This window comes from Fenollaria massiliensis (assembly GCF_000312505.2).
Classification (GTDB): domain Bacteria; phylum Bacillota; class Clostridia; order Tissierellales; family Peptoniphilaceae; genus Fenollaria; species Fenollaria massiliensis.
Genome location: NZ_HG326225.1, coordinates 45,593 through 70,226, shown reverse-complemented (window position 1 = coordinate 70,226; position 24,634 = coordinate 45,593). Strand labels below are relative to the sequence as shown.

The window sequence follows — 24,634 nt, the reverse complement described above, 5'->3', positions numbered from 1 at the left end:
TTATACTTTGTTTATAGAAAAAACAATGGTATGCTGGTCAATTTGTAAGAAAAATAATCCCGCTATTTAATGTAAAAAGTAGTACTGTACCATTTTTTACAACAGCTTTAAATTCATTAAAACCAATTTTATTAAATGTTTTAGTTAGAGATGTAAATGACACTTTTTTGAATTCACAAATTTTACTTCCTCAAAAAAACAATGAAATAGATTTTGAGTTTATAGAATCCTTTGTCGCCGAACTGGAAGCTCAGCGTTTCTCCGAGCTAGAAGCTTATCTAAATGTTACAGGATTAAAAGATTATAAACTAAAGGATGTAGAAATAAGTGCAATAGATAATTTAAAGAAAGTTAAGTGGCAAGAACTTAAAATAGGAGATTATTTTGAAAGAGTAAAAACAAAGAAATTACCATATAAAGCAAAGAAATTGCCTAAAGAACCTACAGGAGAGTATATTCTTCCCGTTTTAACTTCAAGCTTTATGAATCAAGGCTTAAATTATTTTGCACCTAAGACAGGTGCCACTATAATAAAAAATGTTATTTCTATCCCATCTAATAGCGATGTATATAGATCGTACTATCAGTCTAGAGAATTTTCAGTATTGTCAGATGCCTATGCTATTGAATGGAAAGATAAAAATAAAAATTTAAGCCCTAATGTTTATTTGTTTTTTGTATCTTGTATAAATAAAGTTACTGATTTGCCTATATATTCATATAAAAACAAATTAGGTGGTTGGGATGTAGTTAAAAATAAATATATCAAATTTCCAGTAGATAAAAATGGAGAAATTGACTTTACATTTATGGAAAATTTAATGCAAGCTCTAAAAAAACTATCTATGAAAGATATTATAATATATTTAGATCAAAAAATTAACGATATGAAATTAGATATAGCTAGGTGATAAATATGAAAAAAAATAAAGTGTTTAGTATTATACAAGCTGATATAGAAGTAATTGAACAACAATTAGAGCATAGAAACGGTTCTCAAGATTTGTGGAATAGTTTGAGTACGAAATATGTACTAATTTTACCAAAGATAATTTCAGTTATTAAAGTTGAAGGAAAAGCAGCATTACTTGGAGAAGAATATGATTACAGGCCAGAATTAAAAAAATTAAAAGCCGCATTATTAACATGGGTATTAATGAATGAGGATGAATTAGAAATTGAAGGAAATAACATTAGTAATGATTCAAAAGAATTGCTAAATTTATGTACAACATCTTCAGCAGAAGAAGAATTAAAAAATTTGATTCTTGAGTCTAAAATATATATTAGTAAAAAAGGATCTAGAGAAAAGAAAATAGGACTTGAAAAAATATGGGATGCGTTTGAACGACTTAAGACTTTAGAGTGTGCAAATAAAAAATCTTCCGTAGATAAAATTATAAAAAAGATTTCAAGTAATCAAGAAGAAATTGAAGAACTAATAAATAAAGAATTTATTGAATTAACAGAAATTGGTAATTCATACAATATAAGACATTCAGAAACAACACAAAAGAAATTACCAAATAGTTCTTTTATCGAATATTTATATTTTAGAATGCTATCGTTAGTATCACTTGTATTAGAATTGATTAAGTGTGAATAAATGTCTGGTACTGGTACTGGAATGGGTATAAAAATAATAAAATGTGGTATAATTAAGCGGATTTATTAATATTTATAAAAATAAAATGGCTTGATTTAAATGCTTTTAGATACAGCGTATGATTGATAATGAAGAGTGGGAATAAAATTTCGCGTTAAATTTGCGATAAAGGCTTGTTTCGAATTTTTGCTCGTTGCGACGTATTTTATATACGACTCACTCGCAAAAATTCTGCACAGCGCCTTTCTCATCAAATTTTCCAGCGAAATCTGGGCGCCTGCAAAATTTAAGTTACAAAAATCCACTAATTTTATCTCATAAATTTGGATAAAAAAATTTGAAACGGATAAAAATATTATCTCGATATTTAAATAAATTTTATAATTAATTTGGAGGGATATTATGGCTTATGCATCGTTATTAGCTGGGCTTACACTAGTAATTATTGGCGCAATGCTATGGAAGTTTAAATTAGTTGAGCTATTAGCTGGATATAAAGAAAATTCAAATGTGGATAAAGATCTTTTAGCTAAAGTAACTGGATTATCGATACTATTACTAGGCTTTTTACTATTGGCTGAATCGGTATTGATATTTAAAGACATAATAAAACAAGATGCAGCTATAATCATTGTTTTGGGAACAATTATTCTAGGAACTGTGGTAAATGCTTTAATTTGTTCTCATTATTCAAAATAAAATATTATTTATAATTTTTGATAAATTACTTTATTAGGCTCACAGTTTTTTAACTTGTGGGCCTTTTAATTTATTTAAAAGAGCGAAGGATATTTGATTAACGAAGGCGATTATCAAATTATATATTTTGTGTGAATAAAAAATTAAAATATGATATAATATAACAAAGAGGTGGTAAGTATGGATATAGAAATAAAAACTTTACCTATGCATTTGCAAGTATCGATTAATGGCTTTTTAAAAGCTAAAGAAGATAAAGATGATATATTAGAAGCAATGTATTGGGGAGAAATTTATGGCTCGATAAATTCTGCGGAGATTGATAGAGAAATATCCAGTGAACTTGCTTGGATCTTGAGAGAAGAATATTTAGGAATGGTGAAAGAACAATGATTGACTTTAGCAATTGTGATATAGATTTATCAGTAAACTATAACGGAGCCAATGGTAATAAAGCTTGTATTATTTATAATAATGAAAGATATATGATAAAAACAGCAGGCTTAGCAAAAGATAATCCTAATATAAAATATTCAAATAGCTGTATAAGTGAATACGTTAGCTGCAATATAATTGATGAGTTTGGATATGAAGTTCAAAAAACTATCTTAGGTGAATTTAACGGCAAAATGGTGGTAGCTTGTAAAGACTTTAGAGAAAACGGTAAGTATACATTCTATGATTTTGCTTCATTAAAAAATAATATTGTTTTTAGCTCAACAAACGGAACAGATGCAGAGCTATCAGAAGTTCTAACAACTATTGAAGAGCAAAACTTAATTCAAGTAGATAAACTTAAAACATTTTTCTGGGATCAGTTTATTATAGATGCTTTTCTAGGCAACTTTGATAGACATAATGGCAATTGGGGTTATCTTTATAATAATGAGACAGGACTATGTAAGCCAGCACCTATATTTGATTGTGGTTCTTGCCTATATCCACAATTAGCAGAAAATCAAATGAAGATTGTATTAAATGATGAAAATCAGATAAATGAAAAAATATATGTTTTTCCTAACTCTGCATTAAAAATAGGCGGAGAGAAATTAAATTATTACAATTACTTAAAAAATACAGACAATGTAGATTGTCATAATGCTTTAAAAAAGTTCGTAGAAAAATATGACAAAGATAAAATATTAAAAGTGATTAGTGATACACCTCAAATATCTGATATTCATAAAGAGTTTGTATATAAGATGTTAGATAGTAGATATAAGAAAATAATTATATTTTCTTTAGAGAACAATATTAATATAAATAAAAGTTTTTAACATTGAAACACTTTTACTTGAATAATGTATTTTAAATATTTTATGGAAAATATTCACAAATTAAATAAAATATATTGACAGAATCAGTAGTTTATTATATTATTAGTGTATAAATATTAATTGATGAGAGGCTTTATTATGTCAATATATAGTTTTAAAATCAATAATATATGTATCCACTCAAAAGTGGATTTATTTTAGTGCTAGTGCAATTATTTGCTTAGCGCTTTTTTTATGACTTATATTGTGGAGGGGACATGAAATGAAGGAATTTAAAAGAATAATTTCGCTTGCAATGGTTTTAATTTTGTGTGTGAGTTTATTACCAATAAATCAAAATTTACTTAAAGCGGAAGTGCAACTTGATGACAGCACTAAACTGAAAAATATCAAAGTAAGGGTATATGATGGCAAAAAATGGGAATATATAGATTATACTCCAGAATTTAAATCTGATACAATAAATTATGAAATAAACTCAGAATTAAAATACAAGAAAATACAATTTTATTTTGAAAAAGCAAGTGATGATCAAGTAATCGAAGCAACAGACCAGAATAAGTGTCCTTTAAGAGATAGTAATTATACTGAAGAATACAGTTTGAGACCAGGGCTTAATATATTTAAATTTTTTGTTACATCTTCAAGTTCAACAAAAGATCGTCAATATATATTTGCTTTTGAAAAGGGAAAAGAGATAAATTCCTATAAGGTAGAGGCTACTAATGGAAACTACAGAGACCTGCCTATGGCCTTTAAAGGTGATATTGTAAAGCTAAAAGGACAGACATTCTATGGAGGTAAAGTTTTTGATAGATGGATAGCTGATACACAAAATGTTGATTTAGAAAGTCCAGATAGAATATTAAATGAATTTATTATGCCAGACAGCAAAGTTAAATTTAGCGCTCAATTCAAAGATGGTTCAGATGATGGCAGCAAATTAAGATATATTATAGTTCATGCTATGAAGGATAATGCCTGGGAAACTTTTTACGATGCAGTAAAAATTAAAGATGATACTAAAGAATACGAACTTAATCTTAGCGAAGGATATACCGATTTTTATTTAACATTACAGACAGAAGATTATATACTTGGTTTAGATAAAAATAGCCTTGTGGAATCAAATGAGCATATAAATACACAAGTGAATGGAATAGCATTAAAAATTGTTAACTGTCAATATGGATTTAAAACTGAAGAATCTACTTTAAAAGATGGAGAAAATATTTTAACCATTAGTATTAAATCTAAAAATGAAAGAAGTAAAAGTAATTATACTTTAAAAATCAATAATGGCGAAGTAAAATATACAGTTACAATAGATCCAAATAATAATAGTATAGATGCACCTATCGTAGAAAAAATTAAAAAAGGAGAAGAAATCGAATTACCTAAATGTACATTTACAGCACCAGAAGGACAAGAGTTTAAAGCTTGGGAAGTAGATGGTCAAGAAAAATCTATTGGAGATAAAATAGTAATAGATAAAGAAACAACGGTAACAGCAATTTGGAGAGCTAAGCCGATAGAAAAATTCACAGTAACAATTAATCCGAATAATAATGGTAAAAACGAATCAAAAACAGAAGTAATTGAAAAAGGCAAAGAATTCGAATTACCTGATTGTAAATTTACAGCACCAGAAGGAAAAGAGTTTAAAGCATGGGAAGTTTATGGTCAAGAAAAATCTATTGGAGATAAACTAGTAATAGATAAAGAAACAACAGTAAAAGCGATTTGGAAGGACAAGCCAATAGCTCCAAACCCAGAAGATGAAAACAAAAAATATGAAATAAAATTGACTCAAGCATCAAACGGAAAAATTAATATTATTTCGGCTGAGGCAAAGGAGGGCGAGCTTGTCACAGTGCAAGCTGTGCCAGACTATGGCTATGAGCTTGAAAGCATACTTATTCTTGATGAAAATCAAAAATTAGTGCCAATGATTGCAAATCAATTCAAAATGCCAAAGGGCGCAGTAAGCATTTATGTCAAATTTAGAGAGCTAGCTCCTGCCATTTACCCTAAAACAGAAGAAGAAAAACCTTTAGAAAATAAAAGAAATAGAATTGATTGGTATTATAAAAACCATAACGAAGAAAAAAATCCAAATGAAGAAGAAAAATTTATAGAAGAAAAAGAAATAAAAGCTGATGAAACAAAAGCCATTATAACGATTGGTTCACAAACGCTTGAAAAAGTTATGAATGGCGTACGCACAGTTAAAAACATGGAATCAGCTCCATATATCAAGCGCGGCAGAACTATGCTCCCTCTAAGATACTTAGCTGAAGCTCTTGGATACAAAGTATTTTGGTTAAATGAGACAAGAACTGTTCTTATCACTGACATTGGTTTAAGAGTTGAAATACCTATAGATACTAATCTAATTATTGTTAATGGCATAAAATACACAAGTGATGTTAAGCCAGAAATCGTTCACCATAGAACCATGCTTCCTATAGCGAACATTGCAAGAGCGCTTGGACTTAAGGACGGCGAAGACATTCTTTGGGATGAGGTCAATAGGCAAGTGACTATAAATAAAAAATCAAACAAATAAAAAACTAAGGCTACTCATTAATTTGAGCAGCCTTATATTTTGCCTATAGATTTATTTTTAGTCTGTAATTTCTTTTTCTTCAGAAATTTCTTTTTCTTCCTCTTTTTCTTCCTCTTTCTCTTCCTCTTTTTCCTCTTTTGCTATCTCTTTTTCTTCTTTTGATCCAGTCATTATCTCTTGATATATCTCCATGAAGAGACTTAGGTCTGCCTCTCTCTTGAAATTATCTGCAACTGATTGATAAAAATCTTCTGCTAAATTCATAACGACTTCTTTATTTTTATCACTCGCAGTAAGTTTAATTATTAAAAGTCCTTGGAAGATTGCTCTTACAACGCTTGCGTCGCTACTGCCATAAGTGAATAGTGGGTGCATAAACTCAATCAAGACATCTTTAAAAGATTTGCTTGTATAATAAATTCTTGCCTTGCCATCAGTTTTGATATAGTGATGATTCGAGTCGACCTTGGCTAGATGCGAAAGAAGTATAGAAAGCTTTCTTGTGCAGTGTATAGCTGTGTTTGGGTCGTTAATGCCAGGTGATAAAGCACGAGCAGCGATCTCGGCTATCTTTCTTAAACCAACTTTATAATCTTCATCAGAAATTCTTGTTTCGGTGAAAAGAAATTGTTTTTGAATTTTTTCAATTGTCTCATCGTCAAGTGAGTCTTTGCTCAAGTAGCCAAGCGTTTGTTTTTGAGTAATGAATTCGCCTTTAGAGACTTCTATGGTAAATACTATGTCTTCATCTTGAATTATTTTTTTAATTTTTTCTATATCAATAATTTCAAGGTAGCCTGATTCGGGCGCAGAAATTCTTTTTTCTTTTTTAGTCCACTCAGCCTTTTCTAGCAGTTCAAAATCACGGTCTTCAAGCTCTTTATCTATCATCTTATCAGTTTTATCTGCAATATTTTCCAAAAGCTTGCTATAATTAACTCCTGATAAAACATTTTGCACGAAGATTACAAAGTATATCGCGCCCCATATAGCGTAGATGACACCTATGGTTCCGGCGATGACAAGTCTTTGATCCTCTCCAGACTTCATAAAGTTTAAGCTCACTAGACAATAAACGAAGCCGCCTATAAATATGCCTAAGACTTTCATAGTTATTTTTTTATCTAAAAAATTCTCAACGCTTCTTGGCGTGAAGGAGTTATGATAAAGCGTAAAAACTGTTAATATTGTTGAAAATGTAAAAGTAGTTATAGTTAGTAGAGCTGATACAAGTGACGAAAGAACTGTCATTGCAAGCTCAACGCTCGATAGCATTATGCGAGGCACATACTTAGTAAGTCCCGAGTAGCTGCTGTCAATGTAGGTTACAATTGCAAGCAGAATTATTGAATAAAAAATATATTCAAGGCAATAAATCCACCTTCTGTTATTATAGAAAAATAATTTAATTTTGTTTTTCATCTCATCACCATCCTTATATTTATTATATCACATATTATGTTAATAAAAAATATATAATGGGGTATAAATAGTTAGCAAACGCTAAGTGAAAATTTATTATTAGTGAAAGAGGTGTATTATGGAAAAAATAATTGATTTGGATATGACTGTTGCTGATTTAGTAAGTAAGTATCCAGAAATTAAAGATGTATTAATAGAAATTGGCTTTAAAGAGTTACAAAATAAACTTATGCTAAACAGCGTAGGTAAGTTTATGACTTTAAAGAGAGGTTCTGTTGTTAAAAACATTAGCATGGATCATATAAAAGAAAAACTTATTGAACATGGATATACTATTAAAGAGAGCGAAATAAGTAACGATGACAAAGCTAGACTTGATAAGCTTAAAACGTTTATCGAAAGACTTAGTCAAGGAGAAGATATTGACAGCGTTAGGGCAGATTTTGCTAAAGAATTTTCTGACGTTGACAGTAAAGAGATAATGAAGGCGGAAGAAGAAATTATTGCCTCTGGTGTACCAATAAAAGAAGTGCAAAAGCTTTGTGACGTGCATAGCGCTCTATTTCATGGAGCGACTGAGACGGAACAAGGAAAAAAACTTAAAGCTATTGACGAAGTGGGACATCCTATATATAATTTGCATAAAGAGAATGATGTAATCGCGGATTTAATTGATAAAACGCTTTCACTATTAGAAAAAAAAGATTATAAAAGTGTTGATATTGAAAATCTTAGAAAAATTCGTGTGCATTACACAAAGAAGGGCGATTTAATTTATCCACTACTTAAGGTTAAATACAATATTCCTGGACCATCAGATGTTATGTGGTCTGTTGATGACGAAATAAGAGATGCATTTAAAAAACTTGATACAAATAATAGGGATGAGGCTTGGGCTGAAGCTCTTAAGAAAAATCTTCAAAGAGCGAAAGAAATGATTTATAAGGAAGAAAACATTTTGTTCCCGACTATTGAAGATAAATTTACTGATGAAGAGTGGCACAATATATATGAAGATTTCAAAGCATACAGCGGAGGCCTTAGAACTGATGATGAGTGGAAGAGAGAGACTTTAGATACTGACGAAGTGAAGTCATCTTATCAAAGTTCTATGATTGAACTAAAAGGTGGACACTTTAGACTTGATGAGCTTGAAGCGCTTTTAAATACGATGCCTTACGAGATTACCTTTGTTGATGCGAACGATATAAACGCTTTCTTTAATGACAATGGCAGAGAAAAATTATTCAAAAGACCTATGACAGCTATCGGCCGTGATGTATACAGCTGTCATCCGCCAAAGATTGAAGCCATGGTTAGAGAAATAATAGGCATGTTTAAGAGCGGAGCAAAAGATCAGCTTGGTATATGGATGAATAAGGAAGGCCATGACTGTTATGTTTTATACATGGCAGTAAGAGATGAGGCTGGTAAATATCTTGGCACTATGGAATTAGTTCAAGAAATGGATTTTGCTAAAGAACATTTTAAAGATAATAAATAAAAATTATTTTGATTAAAGGACTTGAGGCAATTGCATTAAGTCCTTTTTTGTACATAATGTTTCTTTGATAATTGATTTTTGCACTTGATTGTGATAAAATGTATACATAATGGAGGGGATGATATGAAGAACAAATACGAGGACGCTATCAAAGTTCTTGAGGACAACGGTATTAAATACGAAGCTGTTGAGCATCCGCCAGCATTTACGACTGAAGACGCTGACAAGTATATCGAGGGTAAAATCGGATGCAGAACAAAAACTATGTTTATGACTGATCAAAAGAAGAGACGCTTTTACATGCTTGTTATGGACGACAAGGACAGGCTTGATATGAAGGAGTTCGCTGAAATTGTAGGTGAAAAAAGAATAAAGATGGCTTCGGAAGAGACTTTATTCAATAAACTTGGCAATGAAGCGGGATGCGTCTCACCATTTGGACTAATTAATGACACAGAAAAAGAAGTTCAATTTTATTTTGACAACGCTATATTAAAAGAAGAGATAATGACTTTTCACCCAAATATTAACACACAGACATTATTCTTCAAGACTGAAGATTTATTTAAAATGCTTAAGAATATGGGTTACGAAGTTCATTTTGTAGATTTAAATAAATAATGAAGAAGAAAATATTTGCTCTAGCGATTGTAATATTGCTAGCGCTTCTAGCTCTTTCACGCATAGAGACTACTGAAAAATACAAGGTTATAGATGAAAAACTTGGCGAAGTAGAGATGACTTTATCTAAACCAATATTTGCAAGATTTTATAATAAAGTTACTTTTACAAAAGATAATTTATCTAAAACAAAAAATTTTGATGGCAAGTACAAGCTAAACATATACAAAGTCGACCTAGGCAGAGTCAATGACGAGAACAAATTTGATATCGCTTTTGGTGTTTTCTCGATAGCCCCTTGGCACAGGACGCCGTCGAAGCGAGTATTTTTATATAAAGTAGTGGATTTGGATTTAAAACCAAAATTTCGCTGCTCGAGGCTAATCAATCCAATGTATGATTTTATCTTGTATGATATTGATGGCGACGCATTTGATGAAGTAGTTTCGATTGAAAAATATAAAGGCGTTTACTCAATCGGTATATATAAGCAGTATAATATGCTTATAGAGAGAATCGCGACTAAAAAAATAAATTTTCGACCAACTAAATTAGTGAAAGATAAAAAATTATATATAGAGGGTATAAATATTAAAAGGGAAATTAAATTTTCTAAGGAGGGTATTGATTTAAAATGAAAAAAAGATTATTAGCAGTGATTTTAATATTGGTGATGAGCTTAAGCGCATGCTCTTTGCCACTTAATAAGCTGGGTAAAGACGAAAATAATGAGAATAGTAAAGATGATGGCAAAAATGAAAATATTGAAGTGGGTGAAGCAGACTTAAATGCTTTGCTTGGATACGATGCGGAAAAATTATTAAACACAGAAGAAGCAAAGGATTTTGAAGACATTGACATCGAAGCAAATGTGAAGCCATATGATGTTCCGAAGGATTCTAAGAGTATTGGTGGTTTTGATCAAGGTGAATATACTGGAGAATATAACGCTAAAATTATGAAAAATCTTGAAGACAATGGATTTTTTATAGATTACGAAAAATCTCAACAGCCATTTAGCATTTATGAAACTAATCAATATATTGGTCATAACAATTTTATCACTACTGACTCCATCGTTCACTTGTACCATATTATTTATCTTGGCATGATGGAGGATATGGAGCAAAATTCATTGAAGCAAAAACTTATAGCTCTATCAAAAAATTGCTTGGACAATACTTTAAGTGATTACAAAGAAGCAAAGGGCGAAGAAAAAGATTTGACTTTGAGAAACGCAGCATTATTCTTATGCGCGGTAGACTTACTTGAAGCAAAGTACGATGGAGAAGTGCCAAGCGAAGTAAGAGACTTAGCTGACAAAGAGCTTGAGAACATCAAGGCAGAAGGAAATGCTGTATCAAACATAACAGGCAACGAAATTGATTACTCTCAATTTAAGGTTCGTGGCAATTACACTAAGAACGAAAACTTAAAGAAATATTTTAAAGTTAATATGCTTTATTCACAAGAGCTAGTGCATTTAGAAAATTCTGACAAGTCTATAAACCTAGAAGCAGTTAAACAAGCTATGCTTATATCGAGAAGCATGCTTAAGGATGAGGAAAGCTTTAAATTATGGCAAGACATATATAAACCAATTAGCTTTTTAGTTGAAAATACTGAAGACACTACTCCTATAGACATATACAAGAGCATTAGTAAACTTACTAAAGATAATTCAGTAGAGGCAATACTTGAGAAAAATGTTGTAAATGCTGTTGCTGATGATATCGCAAATAAAGAAGATCCAAAGATTAAACCAGATTCAGGAAAAGTTTTTGCCTTCTTGCCACAAAGAGCTGTTGTTGACAATACTTGGCTACAAAAATTAGTGGACACTGATCAACAAAGCAAAAGACCAGTTGTTTCAGGCGTAGATCTTATGGCGCTTTTAGGCAATAGCCTTGCTGAGAGACTTACTCTTACTAATGAAGACAATTTGAAGTGGGATAAGTTTAAAGAAAAATACGACGAAACAAAGGCTATGGTTGACGCAAGAACAGATAAAGAAGAAAAAGCAAATATTTACAGAACATGGCTATGGGTTTTAAAAGCATTTAATAACGAGTACGGCGAAGGCTATCCAGACTTTATGAGAAGCGAAAAATGGCAGTATAAGGATTTAAACACAGCACTTGCATCTTGTGCACAATTAAAACATGATACTATTTTGTATGCAAAACAATTTGGCGCTGAGATGGGTGGCTCCGACCCAATAGATTTAAGACACTATGTTGAGCCAAATGTTAATCTATATAGAAGAGTTAAGTATTTAGTAGGTTTAACTATGGATGCGGATGAAAAATATTCTTTATTAAATACTGATCAAAAGGCAAGACTAAAAGATTTTGATGATATGCTTGAATTCTTAATCAAGGTTAGCATTGAAGAGTTAAAGGACGAAACAATTAGCGATGAAGATAATGAAAGACTTACAGTAATTGGCGGAGAGATGGAAAACATCTTCATAGCTTTTAATAAGGATGAGGGCACAGAGGAGTTTGAGATAGCACCTAAAGATAGAGATACAGCCAATGTTGCCGACATTCAAAGAATTGGCTCAAACGTAGTTAATAAACCAGAAGGATCCTTCTTAGAAGTAGGTTCTGGAAGATTCTCGACTATATATGTTGTTTATAGACTTAATGGTAAGTATTATCTAGGCAGCGGCTCTATCATGAACTATTATGAATTTTATTCTGAAAATAGACTTGACAACAACGAGTTCAAAGAAATGCTTCCACTTTATAACATGGATGGCGAAAAAGACAAGGTAGAACCATTCTTTAAGAAAGAATTATTTACAAATAAGGTAGAAAGTTTATATTAATATAAATTTCATATTAATATAAAGGAAGGAAAATTATGAAATACATTAAAGACGGCAAATCATATATCGTTAGAATCGATAGAGGCGAAGAAGTTTTAGATAAATTAAACGAATTTGTTAAAGAAACAGATTTAAAGGCAGGAAGCATCACAGGTATAGGCGCTTGCTCGGAAGTAGAGCTTGGTGTTTATAGCGTAAAAAAGAGAAAGTATAGCAAATACAAATACGATGGCGAATTTGAAATTCTTTCTTTAAATGGCAATATCACTAGAGACGGCGAGGAGCCATATATACACCTACACATCATGATTTCAGATGGAGTGGTGCTTGCTGGAGGCTTAACTTTTGGTATGGGTATCACTGTTGGTGGTCACCTTAATAAGTGCATAATAAGCGGCACATGCGAGCTTCGCATTGATGAGTGCGAAAACGCTTATCAAAGAAAAATCGATGATGAGACAGGAATTAAAATTTTAGATATCTAGTTAGAGATACCTCCTCTTTGGGTACAATAGACTCGTAGAGGAGGTATTTATATGAAAGAAAATATTAAGAGAGTATTAGAGATACTAGGAAGTGAAGATGAATTTTATTTAGCAACAGCTGTTGAAGGCAAGGCAAATGTAAGACCATTTGACGTGCACTGCGAGTTTGAGGACAAGATATACATTGTTACAAAGAAGCACAAGAATGTATATAAGGAGATCAAAGCTAATCCACATGTAGCTATAGCAAGATCTATTGGCAAGGACTACTACAGAGTATTTGCGGAGCTTGTTGAAGATGATAGAAGAGAAGCAAGAGAAAAACTTGTTAATGATAACGTAGAAGCATGTAAGGGCAAGTACGCTGCAGACGATGATGATACAGCTGTTTTCTATTTAAAAGATGCTGTGATGAACCTTATGAGTCATGGTAAAGATCCAGAAGTAATTAAATTTTAATTAAATATTTATGCAAAGAAGTTTACGATTGTGAGCTTCTTTTTTATTTATCTAGACCTAGATATTGTTATAGAATTAATAAGAAATATTTCGTTTTTCTAAATAAAAACAGCTATTTCCTTGTATGAGTTAAAAATATATGTTATAATAAATTAAATGTTTTATAAAAAGATATAGATATGAGATATGGAAGTGATTAATTGATAGATAATGAATTTTTGAAAAGAGTTTTTAAAGTAGCGTGGCCATCGGTACTTGAGAGTGTATTTATAGCACTAGCAGGCATCATCGACACTTACATGGTATCAAGCTTAGGTACATACGCCATCTCAGCGGTTGGTCTTACAACGCAGCCAAAATTTATTGGGCTTGCGATATTCTTCTCGATAAGCATAGCTGTTTCGGCGCTCGTAGCGAGAAGAAAAGGCGAAGAGGACAGAAGATCTGCGAATGAAGTTTTAGTAACAGCATTTATACTTGCTATGCTGCTTTGTTTAATAATAACGACTGTCATGGTGACATTCTCCGACCCAATACTAAAATTAGCAGGAAGCAAGAGTGATACACATGAGTACGCGATAGAATATTTTAATATAATTATGGGCTTTAGCGTATTTAATATTATTAGCATAGTTATAAACGCAGCTCAAAGAGGTAGTGGCAACACTAAAATTGCCTTCACTACTAATTTAGTTTCAAGCGTAGTAAATATTTCTTTTAACTACATACTAATCAATGGTAAATTTGGTTTTCCAGCCATGGGCGTAAGAGGTGCAGCGATAGCGACCATCTTAGGCACTTTTGTTGCGAGTATCATGAGTATCAGATCATTATTCAAGAAAGATTCTTATGTAAGTTTACCATTTATAATAAAATATAAGATAAAACCAGCTTTTGAAGCACTTATAAAAATAATTAAGCTTGGATTAAATATGTTTGCTGAAAATCTTGCGATGAGAGTCGGATTCTTATCAACAGCTCTTATGGCAGCATCACTTGGTACAGATCAGTTTGCTGCACACAATGTCGGCATGAACGTACTAAGCATCGGCTTTGCCTTTGCAGATGGAATGCAGGTCGCAGCCGTTGCCTTATCAGGTGAAGCACTTGGAGCGAAAAAATATGACGACGCAGTAACTTATGGCAAAACTTGTCAAAAAGTTGGTTTCGTTATATCACTCGTTTTATCGGCAGTTTTATTATTGTTCGGTAAATACATTTTCGGAGCATTCTTCCAAGATGAAGCAGTTATTAACTACGGTGTAATGATTGGCCGCTTCATAACAGTCATAGTTATTTGCCAAATATCGCAAATTATTTATGGCGGCTGCTTAAGAGCGGCAGGCGATGTAAAATACACACTTATCGCATCCATCATCAGCGTAAGTATAATTCGTAGCGTATCAACATATATACTTGTAAATGTATTCCACTTAGGATTAATGGGTATATGGATGGGCGTTTTATCAGATCAATTCTCAAGATACATCTTTATGAGCACAAGATTTAAACAAGGTAAATGGGTTGAGAAGAAGATTTAATTAAAATTTAAGAATTTATATAAAAATAATGATGTAGACAAAAAATCTACATCATTATTTTTACTCAAAATTAATTTTAATAATTTTCTACAAATATTTCGAAGTGAGCTTGTGGGTGATCACATGCAGGGCACTTTTTAGGAGCTTCCTTGCCTTCATACAAGAAGCCGCAGTTTAAGCACTTCCATATGTAAACGTCGCCTCTTTTGAATACCTTGCCAGCTTCGATATTTTCGATAAGCTTTTTGTATCTGTTGTAGTGAGCTTTTTCAACCTCACCTATGTGTGTAAATACAGCGGCTATTTCATTAAAGCCTTCTTCTTTTGCAATTTTGGCAAATTCAGGGTAAATATTAGTCCACTCTTCATTTTCGCCTTCAGCAGCAGCCTTCAAGTTAGCTAAAGTATCTTGAAGCGCTACTGGATAAGTACCAGATACTTGGATAGTTTCGCCATCTAGCTCGTCCTTTAAGAACTTGTAGAATCTTTTAGCGTGTTGTTCCTCATTTTGAGATGTTTCTAAAAAGATGTTTTGTATTTGTACATAGCCATCTTTTTTTGCTTGAGATGCGTAATAACCATATCTTATAGAAGCTTGTGATTCGTTAACGAATGACTTCATAAGGTTTTCGCATGTCTTAGTTCCTTTTAATTTCATAAAAATACCCCCTCTTTTTTTATGATAAATTTATTATATATCAAATAAAATTTTTTGTAAAGCGGTGTTTGCGGTTGAGCACAAATAAATATTATCAAAATCAAATTAAAAATGCTTGAAGAACTACCTATATTGTGATATAATTAATTTTATGTTTAATAAATATATATAAGAAATATCTATAGAAAAGAGGAAAAATATGAACATAGTCAATGAAGTGCAAAATTTAAAGAAAGACAAAATCAAACACAAATACAACTGGAAAGAGATAGTACTCATCATCATAGGCATAATACTAGTTGCCTCAGCGATACATTTCTTCCTAGTGCCATCGAACCTAACATCAGGAGGCGCATCAGGTATCGCCATAGTTTTAAGTCACTACATACCACTTGGAGTTGGACCCTTATTTATCTTAGTAAACATAGTTTTATTCATCATGGGATTCATCTTCATCGGTAAAGACTTTGGTACAAGAACCATCATAGTTACACTTGCCTTGTCAGGACTAGTTTGGCTATTTGAAATAATATTTCCAAATCCAAAGCCGCTATCAGATGATTTGTTCCTATTAATTACTCTAGGCATGATTATTCAAGGTATAGGCGTGGGCATGGTACTTAATCAATACACATCAACAGGCGGCACAGACATCATTGCCAAGATTATGCAAAAGTTTTTAGGACTTGACTTAGGCATAGGTTGTGTTGTTGCGGACCTTGTCGTTAGTATCTTCGCTGGCTCTGCCTTTGGTATGAATATATTTTTATATTCAGTTATGGGCGTTATAATCAACGGAGCAGTAGTTAGCATCACAATTAGCGGTCTTAACACAAGTAAGCTTTGTTACATCAATACAAAAGAAGTCGAACTCGTATCAAAGTTTATTATAGAAGACCTAGATAGATCCGCAAACCTTATCCCATATAAGGGCGCTTATTCAAAGAAGGACAACGTTTTGATACAAACAGCAGTTTCAACACGCGAGTACATCAGACTAAAAGAGTTCGTTAACGACGCGGACCCAACAGCCTTCGTCGTAACAAGCAGCGCAAACGAGATACTTGGAGAAAAGTGGAGAAGATTTATATAAGTTAATATTGTATATAGGCTGAGCTATTTACTAGCTCAGTTTTTTTATGCTATAATATAGATAAATTTAATCTATACAAGACCCACTATGTATAGATTAATCTTTAAGTGTAAAACAGATATTATATGATATAATATTAATGATGGTATAAGGAGAGTTATATGCAGACGAAGGATTGTATTGAAAAATATAAAAAAGAATTTGAAGAAGAAATAAAATCTCTTTTTTGGACAAGTGATGGTGCTTTGAAGAAAAAGATTTATGGCAAGGTTAAGGAAGAAGCTCTTAATGAGATTGTAAATGATGTTTTTGTTTATGATGATGATTTGTTTAAGTCATTAAATTTAAGTGCGGCTAAGATAAGTGTTTATTTGGAGACGAAGTACAAGGCGGTTGATTTTAGAAGCTTTGTTGCGCCACTATCGAGGATACTTTTACCGGTTGCCATATCTTTCATGACTTTCTTTTTAAGTGCTAAGTCGTTAAAGTACTTCAAGATTGAAGAGATTTTTGGCGTCACATTAAAAACATTTTTTGCTTTTGCTTTGAGCGCCATAGTCATCGGCATGCTCTTTAGTATTTATTATACAAAGGTTAATGAGAAGAAGCTCTATGCTATATACATAAGGGATAGGATTAATTTCGAGATTGAAAGACTTCTTATCCAAGTGAAGAAAGAGGTGTAAGATGGCTTTATTTGTAATTGTCTTCGCCATAGTTATTTCGCTTATCAATGGCGGAAGGATAAATAATTTATTTAAAATGAATTTAAGGTATACATGGTTTTTATTGCTAACAGCTATTATAAATATCGCTGTTCTTGTTTATATCACGAGATTTAATTTTATTTTTAGACGCGAATTGATCATGACATATCCATATATCAATATTTTTACATTTTTTGTAATGATATTTTTTGCGATTGCTAATAACAAGTACTTTGCCTTTAACATAGTGGCGATCGGTCTTGCGCTTAATTTGATAGCGATGATTAACTATGGAGGTTTTATGCCGGTGGTGAAGGATGCTCTTGTATATAACGGTTCTGCTGGCGAGCTTGGCTTTTTAGAAAAATCTTTATCGATGACGCATACGCTTTCTGTTAGCGGAAAAACTTTTAACGCGCTTGCTGACACTATTCCACTTGGTAAGTTCACTAGCTTTAGGACTATAATTAGCATTGGCGATATATTTCTATCGCTTGGACTGTTTATGCTTGTTGAAGATGTTATGAAGAGGAGATCTTAGATGTTATTTAGAAAATTTACAATTTTTCTTCTTTGTTTCATAAATATGCTTTTAGGGCCAGTCGCTTGCAAGCAAAAAGCAAAAGAAATTAACAAGGACAAGTCTTTAACTTATGTTTATGATGTAAAAGAAATTCCGATTATTATTCAGAAAAAAGAAGAGCCCATAAAGACAAGCAAAGTGCAAATATTTGCAGCTGGCGATTTTATGCTTCACGGCCCACAACTTTCGGGCGCTGAGCAAGGCGATGGCACTTATAATTTTGATGAATATTTTAAATATTTACCAAATTTTAAAAATGCCGACATGGCTATGATTAATTATGAGACAACTGTTTCGGCCAATGGCAAATACACTACTTATCCAATGTTTTCATCGCCTGAAGATAGTATTAAAGCTCTTAAAAATCAAGGTTTTGATGTGATTTGTACTGCTAATAACCACGCTTTTGACAAGGGCTTCGCAGGTGTTAACAAAACCATTGACACGATTAAAAAATATGAGATGGACAATATTGGCACATACAAAGACAATAATAACATGCCTCTAATAAAAGAGGTCAATGGCATTAAATTTGGTATATCGGCTTATACTTATTCAATTAATGGCTTTGAGAAAAAAGTTCAAGGAACTGACAAGGCTTATGCGATAAATTTCATCGACATGGATAAGATTAAAAAAGATATTGCTTATATGAATGAGAATGATGTTGATGTAAAACTTGTTTATATGCACTGGGGCAACGAGTATCAGCACAAACCGCATCAAAGTCAGATCAAGGTCGCAAACGAGTTAAATGCTTTGGGAGTGGATTTGATTTTAGGTTCGCACCCACATGTTATACAAAAATCAGATATTATCGAAGCGCATGGCAAAAAAACTTATGTTTGCTACTCTATGGGTAATTTTGTATCGAATCAAAGAAGAGAGGGCATGGGTCAGCGCTTTAGTGAGAGCGAGCTTATGATGGAAGTGATAGTAAAGAAGGACAAAGACGGCGTAAGCATAGAAAAATTCGAAGCGCATCCACTTTGGGTTGACAAGTACCGTGCGAATGGTAAGAGCCACTACAATGTTATTCCGGTGAAGGATGCTCTTGACGGAAAGATTAAAGTAGACAGATTTAATCAAATAAAAGCAAAATTATTAGAAAGCCTAAACGATTTTAATGAATTATATAAATAGGAGATGGTTTAATGTATTTTGAAGATGAAATGACACCAAAAGAAAGGATGATTGCCTTTTCAAAGGGCGAAGCAATTGACAGATTACCTGTAGTGCCAGATATGGGGGTTACTATGGCATGGTACATAGGTAAGAAGACTAATGATTATTATACATCATCTGATGTAATCACAGAGACTGAAATTGCTTTATTCAATCGCTTTCATCATGACAACATCTGTGTGTCAACAACACTTAGGGGCATGGCTGAAGCCATGGGCTCGGTAATGAATTATCCTGATGACAATATCTCTAATTTAAGAGAGCCAGTTGTTAAAACAGAAGAAGACATCGATAAACTCGAGCTTATCGATCCATGGAAGGATGGTCACCTACATGTACTACTAGAGGCGCTTGAAAAAATTAGAGACGCTCTTGGCGATGTAGCTGATATAGGCGCATCAATGACTGCACCGTTCACAGTAGCCGCATCAGTACTTGGCACTGAGAATATGCTTAGATGGATTGTTAAGAAAAAAGAAGCTTTTCATAGACTTATGGATATAATCACAAGAAATAACGCTGAATATATCAAAGCTCTTGGCAAAATTGGTTTCGGAACAGGTTTTTGTGATCCAGTATCATCAACATCTATGATTAGACCTGCTCAATACAGAGAATTTTCTCTGCCATATTTTAAGAGAAATGTTGAAGATGTTAAAAAATATTGCGGTGGCGCCCCTACAATTCATATCTGCGGCAAATCAAAAGATATCTGGGAAGATGTTGTTAGCGCTGGTGTTGGTAACTTCTCTATAGATAACTGCGAAGACCTTGCCGAAGCAAAAAGAATTATGGGTGACAAAGTAGTTATCACAGGTAATGTTCCGCCGGTTGATGCGATTTATCTAGGCAACGACGATATTATTAAAGAAGAAGTTAAAAAATGCGTTGCAAAGGCTTGGGACTCGCCAAAAGGATACATTTTGTGCACTGGCTGCCAAATTCCAAAGAACAGTCCTATTGAAAACATTGATTCATTTATGAAGTGGGGCAGATATTACGGTAAAATGCCTATGGATACATCAAAATTAGTATAATATTTTTTTTATAGACTTTCGATAACAGAAATATTTTTTATAAACAATGTGCGTGTAGCTAAGCTATATGCACATTTTTATTGTATAAATTTCATGAATACCCCTTAATTACATGGATTTGATTAAGTTTTCTAGCTGTTGTATAATATTTAACGGTGAGAGCGTGAAAAAGATAGGAGATATTAGAGTGTACTCATGCACTGCAACAAATGAAAAAGAGTATACTGATTTAAATTTGGATATAAACGAAGAAGACTTATTCAATGATGCAAATCTTTATAAAGATGTGGCTCAAAGAATGAGCCTTGGTTTTGATGTAATTTTTTATCCAATTGTAGGCACTATGGAAGGCGAATTAGCTGGCATGATGCTTGATAAAAACGCTAATCTTAGAAGATTCATAGAGCTTGACAGTATTGATGAATTATATAATTTAAAAGATTTTGATTTTAATTTGGAGCATTTTATCACCATGGAAAAAGCCATGGCGAGTGAAGAGGCTCCTATTTGTTTTAAATTAAACGGTCTTTTGTCATTTATTTCTCAAGTGATAGATATATCAAAATTTCTTCTTGCATTTAGAAAAAAATTAGACAAAGAAAAAATTTATGCTTATTATAGAAGAAATGTTTTAGATTTATTATTAAAGCTTGATGAAATTAAGGTCAAAATCATTTGTCTAGCTGATCCTATACTAAGCGTTGAAACTGTTGGACCAAAGATAGTTAAAGAACTAGTGAATGATTTTTATTACCCTCTTATTAATGATATATTAAATTTTACAAATTTTAAATTACATATCTGTCCTAAATTAGGCTTTGCCTTGTCAGATTTAGGACTATATAATGAAATGAAGTTAGAATGTGACGAGATGAGTTACCAAGAAGCGCTTATAAACTCGTCTTATAGAATTTTTACTAATAGATGCTTTAAAATTTTAGGAAAAGTTAAAGCGATTACAGTTTTAGGGGGAAATTATGAATAAAAAGGAAAGATTATTAAAGATACTTCATGGCGAAAAGGCTGATAGACCAGCTGTTATCTGCCCAGGAGGTATGATGAATCCATGTGTAACAGAGCTTATTGAAAAGTATGGCATTGATTTTGCAAAAGCAAATTCAAACGCTGAAGAGATGGCTAAGCTATCCAAATTTGTAGTGGAAGAGAATCTTTTTGAAAATTATGCTGTTCCATTCTGCATGAGTGTTGAATCAGAGATGCTTGGCGCAAAATGCGTCTATGGCACTAATGAAGAGGAAGCTCACATCATTGAATATGCTATGGATAAGATAGATATAAATAAATTAAAGAATATTAAGGTCGAATTTAGCAGGGAAGATGCTTTAATCGGCGCGATAAAACTTCTTAAGAATGACGATATCCCTGTTATTGGCAATATTACTGGACCATTCTCGGTCGCAACTAGTGTAGTTGAAGCAAGAGAGGTTTATGTTGGACTTAAGAAGAATAAAGAAGCTTTTGAAGCCTTTATGAATTATATTTCTGATGTGATAGCAGATCTTGCTATAAAAGAAGTAGATGCAGGAGCAGATTTAATCGCAATCGCTGATCCAAGCGGTACAGCTGAGATACTTGGACCAAAATATTTCGAAGAGTATCTAATTCATTATGTTAACTACATCATTGACAAGATTAAAGCACATAAGGACGTGCCAATAATTATTCATATCTGTGGCGATATGAAGAGCGTTATCGACATAGTTGAAAAAATTCATGCTGATGCTTACTCATTCGATGCGATAGTTAATCTAAAAAAAGCAAAAGAACATATACACAAGCCTGTTATGGGTAATGTGTCAACATATTTAATCGAAAATCAAAAACCAGAACAAATTTCAAAAGTTGCTAAAAACAGAGTAAAAGATGGCGTGGACATCATTGCACCAGCCTGCGGACTGGGCATGGGCTCGCCACTTGAAAATGTTAAAGCAATATTAAAGGGAGTAGAAGATGCCTAAAATTCACATACTAAGTGATGACAATGTAATTACAACGAATGGAGAAAAAACTTTATTAGATGTATTGAGGGATAATGGTTACTTTATTGAAGCGCCGTGCAATGGCATGGGCACTTGTAAAAAATGCAAAGTGAAAATAATAGATGGTTTAAGTGAAGAGACAGTTCTTTCATGTGAGTACAAAGTAGATAAGGATATAGACCTAGCTTTTTTTGATGAGGGCAAGGCAGAAAATTTACTTACATCCGATATAGATAATTTTGATACAAGTGATTCAGTACTTAATATGAAGACTCATTTTTTTGAGGATAATAGAGACACTGACAGCTCTTGGGAAGATGAGTACGAAAAAGTCTTTGGACATATCTCGTTTAATGTTTTGAAAAACACAAATTTTTCAAAAGGCGAGAAGCATGCGATATATCTAAATGATGAATTGATAGCCATTCGCGATAAAAGTGATGACAAGATATATGCGGCTGCAGTTGACATAGGAACTACAAGTGTTGCAATATCTGTTCTTGACCTAAGTCACGGAAAAGTTATTGAAAGAGCGTCCTTTGTCAATCCACAGATAAGTTTCGGACTAGATGTTTTGTCAAGAATGAGCGCCGCCATCGATTTAAAAGAAAATCTTTATAAGATGCAAGAGCAAATCACCAAGGCCATCGAAGAAGCAATAATAAAAATATTTAAAAAATATAAACTTGATATAGATAGTTTATATGAAATTGTTTTTTCAGCTAATTCAGTTATGATGCATATACTTATGGGAGTCGATCCAACTAGTCTTGGCATAGCACCTTATAAAATTGTAAGTTATTTTAATTTTGAGATAGATGCAAAAGAGATTGGCATGAAGCTTGGTAAGTACACAAAAGCATTTACAATACCATCGATCTCGTCTTATGTTGGAGCCGACATACTTAGCGGCGTTAATCACATAGATATAGAGCACATTGATAAAAATATCATGTTTATAGATATAGGTACAAATACAGAGCTAGTACTTAAGTATGAAGATCATTACTACGCTAGTAGCTGTGCGGCTGGACCAGCACTTGAGGGCATGAATATTGAATTCGGTTCGAGAGCTGAGCTTGGCGCGATTGAAAATGTTTTCTTTGATCTTGATAGCGGAAATAAAAATATCGTCGTCATTGGCAAAGAAAAAGCTAAATCCATTTGCGGCTCAGGTGTTTTAGCTGCGATACGTGAAGCTTTAAAGATAGGTTTAATTGATTACAGGGGAAGATTAATTAAACTAGAAGACCTTGATGAAGATGACAAGAGAAGACCATTCTTAAAGGAAGTGGATGGAAAAACTGTTATCGATTTAGGCGATATCTACATGACTAAGAAAGATATAAGAAATATTCAGTTATCAAAAAGTGCGATTATGTCCGGAATTGTTTTATTATTTAATAAGCTTGGCATGAGCGCTGATGAAGTTGATGATTTATTCATCGCAGGTCAATTTGGTTATCACTTATCAAAGGACATGCTATTAGATACTTATTTTATACCGAAGATATCAGAAGAAAAGATTTCTTATCTTAAAAATACTTCGCTTGATGGCGCGATCAGCGTAGTATTATCAAAGAAAAAGAGGGAAAATCTTTTAAGTTTAAGCAAGAAGATAAAGTTTTTGGAGCTAAGTTATGATGAAAACTACCAAAAAGCTTTTATTGACTGTTCATATTTTAAATAGGAGGTAAATATGACAAAAGAAGAGTATTACAAAATTCTAGACGATTATGTTTATGAGTATGAAGACGAAAAAATTGCCGAAGTCGCTCAGAACTATCTTGATGAAGGTTATGATGCACTCGATGCGATTTTACATGGATTAGTTCCTGGAATGAAGAGGGCGGGGGACGCTTTTCAAGAAGAGGAATACTTTGTAACAGATTTACTACTTTGTTCAGATGCGATGAACAATGCACTTGATGTATTAAAACCACACTTAGAAAAAAATGAGCTAGAGCACAATCATACTGTAGTTATAGGTGTAGTTGAAGGAGATACGCATGACATTGGCAAGAACTTAGTTAAAACTATGTTTCAAACACAAGGCTTTGAAGTTATAGACTTAGGAAGAGACGTCGAAGTTCATAAATTTGTTGATGCTGCTGAAGAGCATGGCGCAGAGATCATCTGTTTGTCAACACTTATGACAACAACTATGAGAAATATGAGAAGAGTTGTTGAAATTCTTGAAGAAAGAGGCATAAGAGATAAATATAAAGTTATGATAGGCGGAGGACCTATTTCACAATCGTTCGCGGACAAGATTGGTGCCGATAAATATACTATCGATGCGATTGAAGCCGTTAAAGCTGCTAAGGAGTTATTAAAAATAAATTAAAAAGTAGG

24 protein-coding genes are annotated in these 24,634 nt (G+C 32.7%); 22 read left to right on the top strand and 2 right to left on the bottom strand.

All coding sequences use genetic code 11. The features are described 5' to 3' along the window. The first annotated feature begins 167 nt into the window (after positions 1–167). The 6 genes from BN30_RS08750 to BN30_RS02075 all read left to right on the top strand — a co-directional run bounded on the left by BN30_RS08750 (position 168) and on the right by BN30_RS02075 (position 6,151). Positions 168–911, top strand: coding sequence for a restriction endonuclease subunit S (locus BN30_RS08750; protein ID WP_019213883.1), 744 nt, complete (start codon positions 168–170; stop codon positions 909–911). Positions 912–916: 5 nt separating this feature from the next. After that, positions 917–1,606, top strand: coding sequence for a hypothetical protein (locus BN30_RS02095; protein WP_019213882.1), 690 nt, complete (start codon positions 917–919; stop codon positions 1,604–1,606). 402 nt (positions 1,607–2,008) lie between these two features. After that, complete coding sequence (locus BN30_RS02090; RefSeq protein WP_019213881.1) at positions 2,009–2,305, top strand: DUF3784 domain-containing protein; 297 nt, start codon at positions 2,009–2,011, stop codon at positions 2,303–2,305. 180 nt (positions 2,306–2,485) lie between these two features. Beyond that, complete coding sequence (locus BN30_RS02085; RefSeq protein ID WP_019213880.1) at positions 2,486–2,698, top strand: hypothetical protein; 213 nt, start codon at positions 2,486–2,488, stop codon at positions 2,696–2,698. Continuing rightward, positions 2,695–3,582, top strand: coding sequence for a HipA domain-containing protein (locus BN30_RS08745; protein WP_019213879.1), 888 nt, complete (start codon positions 2,695–2,697; stop codon positions 3,580–3,582). Before BN30_RS02085 ends, BN30_RS08745 begins: the two co-directional genes overlap by 4 nt. Positions 3,583–3,844: 262 nt before the next feature. Beyond that, positions 3,845–6,151 carry a stalk domain-containing protein gene (locus BN30_RS02075; protein WP_019213878.1) on the top strand — a complete coding sequence of 769 codons (2,307 nt, stop codon included), beginning with the start codon at positions 3,845–3,847 and terminating at the stop codon, positions 6,149–6,151. 57 nt (positions 6,152–6,208) lie between these two features. Here BN30_RS02075 and BN30_RS02070 read toward each other — a convergent pair whose 3' ends face one another. Further along, complete coding sequence (locus BN30_RS02070) at positions 6,209–7,573, bottom strand: DUF2254 domain-containing protein (RefSeq protein WP_019213877.1); 1,365 nt, start codon at positions 7,571–7,573, stop codon at positions 6,209–6,211. A gap of 118 nt (positions 7,574–7,691) precedes the next feature. On the opposite strand from BN30_RS02070, the gene BN30_RS02065 reads away from it, so the two are divergent. The 7 genes from BN30_RS02065 to BN30_RS02035 all read left to right on the top strand — a co-directional run bounded on the left by BN30_RS02065 (position 7,692) and on the right by BN30_RS02035 (position 15,016). Next, positions 7,692–9,077 carry a DUF438 domain-containing protein gene (locus tag BN30_RS02065; RefSeq protein WP_019213876.1) on the top strand — a complete coding sequence of 462 codons (1,386 nt, stop codon included), beginning with the start codon at positions 7,692–7,694 and terminating at the stop codon, positions 9,075–9,077. A gap of 123 nt (positions 9,078–9,200) precedes the next feature. Continuing rightward, complete coding sequence (locus BN30_RS02060) at positions 9,201–9,698, top strand: prolyl-tRNA synthetase associated domain-containing protein (protein ID WP_019213875.1); 498 nt, start codon at positions 9,201–9,203, stop codon at positions 9,696–9,698. Continuing rightward, positions 9,698–10,336, top strand: coding sequence for a hypothetical protein (locus BN30_RS09545; RefSeq protein ID WP_019213874.1), 639 nt, complete (start codon positions 9,698–9,700; stop codon positions 10,334–10,336). The genes BN30_RS02060 and BN30_RS09545 overlap by 1 nt, the downstream gene beginning before the upstream one ends. Further along, positions 10,333–12,531, top strand: coding sequence for a DUF3160 domain-containing protein (locus BN30_RS08735; RefSeq protein ID WP_019213873.1), 2,199 nt, complete (start codon positions 10,333–10,335; stop codon positions 12,529–12,531). Before BN30_RS09545 ends, BN30_RS08735 begins: the two co-directional genes overlap by 4 nt. Positions 12,532–12,566: 35 nt before the next feature. Further along, positions 12,567–13,016 (top strand): PPC domain-containing DNA-binding protein, encoded by a 450-nt coding sequence (locus BN30_RS02045; protein WP_019213872.1) that lies wholly within the window; start codon positions 12,567–12,569, stop codon positions 13,014–13,016. Between the two features lie 51 nt (positions 13,017–13,067). Next, complete coding sequence (locus BN30_RS02040; RefSeq protein ID WP_019213871.1) at positions 13,068–13,475, top strand: pyridoxamine 5'-phosphate oxidase family protein; 408 nt, start codon at positions 13,068–13,070, stop codon at positions 13,473–13,475. 200 nt (positions 13,476–13,675) lie between these two features. Next, positions 13,676–15,016: an MATE family efflux transporter gene (locus BN30_RS02035; RefSeq protein WP_019213870.1), complete on the top strand. Its 1,341-nt coding sequence runs from the start codon at positions 13,676–13,678 to the stop codon at positions 15,014–15,016. A 76-nt stretch (positions 15,017–15,092) separates the two neighbouring features. Here the strand turns inward: BN30_RS02035 and rbr are convergent, their stop codons facing one another. Next, on the bottom strand, positions 15,093–15,674 hold the full coding sequence (gene rbr, locus BN30_RS02030) for a rubrerythrin (RefSeq protein WP_019213869.1): 582 nt from the start codon (positions 15,672–15,674) through the stop codon (positions 15,093–15,095). A gap of 199 nt (positions 15,675–15,873) precedes the next feature. On the opposite strand from rbr, the gene BN30_RS02025 reads away from it, so the two are divergent. From BN30_RS02025 to BN30_RS01985, 9 genes are all read left to right on the top strand, one after another. Then, a complete protein-coding gene (locus BN30_RS02025; protein WP_019213868.1) occupies positions 15,874–16,767 on the top strand; it encodes a YitT family protein in 894 nt (297 codons plus the stop codon). A gap of 161 nt (positions 16,768–16,928) precedes the next feature. Continuing rightward, positions 16,929–17,453 (top strand): hypothetical protein, encoded by a 525-nt coding sequence (locus BN30_RS02020; RefSeq protein WP_019213867.1) that lies wholly within the window; start codon positions 16,929–16,931, stop codon positions 17,451–17,453. Position 17,454: 1 nt separating this feature from the next. Then, entirely contained in the window at positions 17,455–18,015 is a 561-nt protein-coding gene (locus tag BN30_RS02015; protein ID WP_019213866.1) for a DUF5317 family protein, read from the top strand. Further along, a complete protein-coding gene (locus tag BN30_RS02010) occupies positions 18,016–19,200 on the top strand; it encodes a CapA family protein (RefSeq protein WP_019213865.1) in 1,185 nt (394 codons plus the stop codon). It abuts the gene before it with no gap. An 11-nt stretch (positions 19,201–19,211) separates the two neighbouring features. Then, on the top strand, positions 19,212–20,279 hold the full coding sequence (locus BN30_RS02005; protein ID WP_019213864.1) for a uroporphyrinogen decarboxylase family protein: 1,068 nt from the start codon (positions 19,212–19,214) through the stop codon (positions 20,277–20,279). A 163-nt stretch (positions 20,280–20,442) separates the two neighbouring features. Next, complete coding sequence (locus BN30_RS02000) at positions 20,443–21,264, top strand: uroporphyrinogen decarboxylase/cobalamine-independent methonine synthase family protein (RefSeq protein ID WP_154648829.1); 822 nt, start codon at positions 20,443–20,445, stop codon at positions 21,262–21,264. Then, the gene (locus tag BN30_RS01995) at positions 21,257–22,258 is read left to right on the top strand and encodes a uroporphyrinogen decarboxylase family protein (protein ID WP_019213862.1); all 1,002 of its coding nucleotides are present in this window, start codon (positions 21,257–21,259) and stop codon (positions 22,256–22,258) included. Before BN30_RS02000 ends, BN30_RS01995 begins: the two co-directional genes overlap by 8 nt. Beyond that, the gene (locus BN30_RS01990) at positions 22,251–23,969 is read left to right on the top strand and encodes an ASKHA domain-containing protein (RefSeq protein WP_019213861.1); all 1,719 of its coding nucleotides are present in this window, start codon (positions 22,251–22,253) and stop codon (positions 23,967–23,969) included. The genes BN30_RS01995 and BN30_RS01990 overlap by 8 nt, the downstream gene beginning before the upstream one ends. Before the next feature lie 9 nt (positions 23,970–23,978). Beyond that, on the top strand, positions 23,979–24,626 hold the full coding sequence (locus BN30_RS01985; RefSeq protein ID WP_019213860.1) for a corrinoid protein: 648 nt from the start codon (positions 23,979–23,981) through the stop codon (positions 24,624–24,626). Positions 24,627–24,634: the final 8 nt, after the last annotated feature.

Excerpts from the sequence above, each read along its gene's own strand:
- BN30_RS09545 (WP_019213874.1), top strand. The coding sequence starts at position 9,698 with ATGAAGAAGAAAATATTTGCTCTAGCGATTGTAATATTGCTAGCGCTT.
- BN30_RS02075 (WP_019213878.1), top strand. The coding sequence starts at position 3,845 with ATGAAGGAATTTAAAAGAATAATTTCGCTTGCAATGGTTTTAATTTTG.
- BN30_RS01985 (WP_019213860.1), top strand. The coding sequence starts at position 23,979 with ATGACAAAAGAAGAGTATTACAAAATTCTAGACGATTATGTTTATGAG.
- BN30_RS02070 (WP_019213877.1), bottom strand. The coding sequence starts at position 7,573 with ATGAAAAACAAAATTAAATTATTTTTCTATAATAACAGAAGGTGGATT.
- BN30_RS02040 (WP_019213871.1), top strand. The coding sequence starts at position 13,068 with ATGAAAGAAAATATTAAGAGAGTATTAGAGATACTAGGAAGTGAAGAT.
- BN30_RS08745 (WP_019213879.1), top strand. The coding sequence starts at position 2,695 with ATGATTGACTTTAGCAATTGTGATATAGATTTATCAGTAAACTATAAC.
- BN30_RS02065 (WP_019213876.1), top strand. The coding sequence starts at position 7,692 with ATGGAAAAAATAATTGATTTGGATATGACTGTTGCTGATTTAGTAAGT.
- BN30_RS08735 (WP_019213873.1), top strand. The coding sequence starts at position 10,333 with ATGAAAAAAAGATTATTAGCAGTGATTTTAATATTGGTGATGAGCTTA.
- BN30_RS02095 (WP_019213882.1), top strand. The coding sequence starts at position 917 with ATGAAAAAAAATAAAGTGTTTAGTATTATACAAGCTGATATAGAAGTA.
- BN30_RS02090 (WP_019213881.1), top strand. The coding sequence starts at position 2,009 with ATGGCTTATGCATCGTTATTAGCTGGGCTTACACTAGTAATTATTGGC.
- BN30_RS02085 (WP_019213880.1), top strand. The coding sequence starts at position 2,486 with ATGGATATAGAAATAAAAACTTTACCTATGCATTTGCAAGTATCGATT.
- BN30_RS01990 (WP_019213861.1), top strand. The coding sequence starts at position 22,251 with ATGCCTAAAATTCACATACTAAGTGATGACAATGTAATTACAACGAAT.
- BN30_RS02015 (WP_019213866.1), top strand. The coding sequence starts at position 17,455 with ATGGCTTTATTTGTAATTGTCTTCGCCATAGTTATTTCGCTTATCAAT.
- rbr (WP_019213869.1), bottom strand. The coding sequence starts at position 15,674 with ATGAAATTAAAAGGAACTAAGACATGCGAAAACCTTATGAAGTCATTC.
- BN30_RS02060 (WP_019213875.1), top strand. The coding sequence starts at position 9,201 with ATGAAGAACAAATACGAGGACGCTATCAAAGTTCTTGAGGACAACGGT.
- BN30_RS02020 (WP_019213867.1), top strand. The coding sequence starts at position 16,929 with ATGCAGACGAAGGATTGTATTGAAAAATATAAAAAAGAATTTGAAGAA.
- BN30_RS02010 (WP_019213865.1), top strand. The coding sequence starts at position 18,016 with ATGTTATTTAGAAAATTTACAATTTTTCTTCTTTGTTTCATAAATATG.
- BN30_RS02025 (WP_019213868.1), top strand. The coding sequence starts at position 15,874 with ATGAACATAGTCAATGAAGTGCAAAATTTAAAGAAAGACAAAATCAAA.
- BN30_RS02045 (WP_019213872.1), top strand. The coding sequence starts at position 12,567 with ATGAAATACATTAAAGACGGCAAATCATATATCGTTAGAATCGATAGA.
- BN30_RS01995 (WP_019213862.1), top strand. The coding sequence starts at position 21,257 with ATGAATAAAAAGGAAAGATTATTAAAGATACTTCATGGCGAAAAGGCT.
- BN30_RS02005 (WP_019213864.1), top strand. The coding sequence starts at position 19,212 with ATGTATTTTGAAGATGAAATGACACCAAAAGAAAGGATGATTGCCTTT.